Genomic DNA, 834 nt, shown 5'->3' on the forward strand with positions numbered 1-834 from the left:
CTGCGGGGGCAACTCCATAATTTCTAGGAAATTGCCAAAATTCATGAAAGTTGGTAGGAAAGATGGAGGGAGGCGCGGAATATCTTAAGTAGAAAGAATGAGAGTTTTCAATGGGAGAGGGAGATGAGTCGATGGAAGTTGCCGTACCTCAGCAAAGGCCGAGACGGAAGTGGCGAAGGCGGGCATTATGGAGTTTGGGGATTTTGATTGTGCTTTTGCTGTCTGTCCTGATTGCCGCAAATGTATTTCTTGCGCGGACCTTGCCTGAAACGAAGGGGGAAGTTTCGCTGCCGGGTCTTTTGAAACCGGTTACGGTGGTGAGGGATTCAAGCGGGGTCCCGCATATCAATGCTGCGAATGAGCATGATTTGTACTTAGCTCAAGGGTATGTCCAGGCGCAGGACCGTTTATTTCAAATGGATTTGAGCAGGCGTCAGGCGTCAGGAAGATTGAGCGAGGTGATTGGCGAGAAAACGGTGAAAAATGATAAGTATTTCCGCACGCTTGGATTGAGACGGGCGGCAGAGGCCTCCTATGCAGCTTATACAAGTGAGGGCAAGGAAGCGTTGGATGTGTTTGCGGAGGGAGTCAATCTTTATATCGATGAGCTCAAGGAGAATGGAAAATGGCCGGTCGAGTTCACTTTACTTGGATATAAGCCGGAGCGGTGGACAGCCGTCGATTCGCTGACGATCGGGAAATATATGGCCTTTGATTTAGGCGGAAACTGGGAGGACCAGGCGTTCAGGCAGTATTTGCTGCAAACGTTCCCGAAGGAAAAGGCGTATGATTTATTTCCGGATTATCCAAAGAGTGCTCCTTATATCATCAGTA

1 protein-coding gene is annotated in these 834 nt (G+C 49.0%); it reads left to right on the forward strand.

The annotated features are described in order from the left end of the window. Positions 1-110: 110 nt before the first annotated feature. Positions 111-834 (forward strand): penicillin acylase family protein (locus tag CVN76_RS06175; RefSeq protein ID WP_232732122.1); only part of this gene is annotated, 724 nt, incomplete at its 3' end.

The organism is Bacillus sp. mrc49 (genome assembly GCF_002803435.1).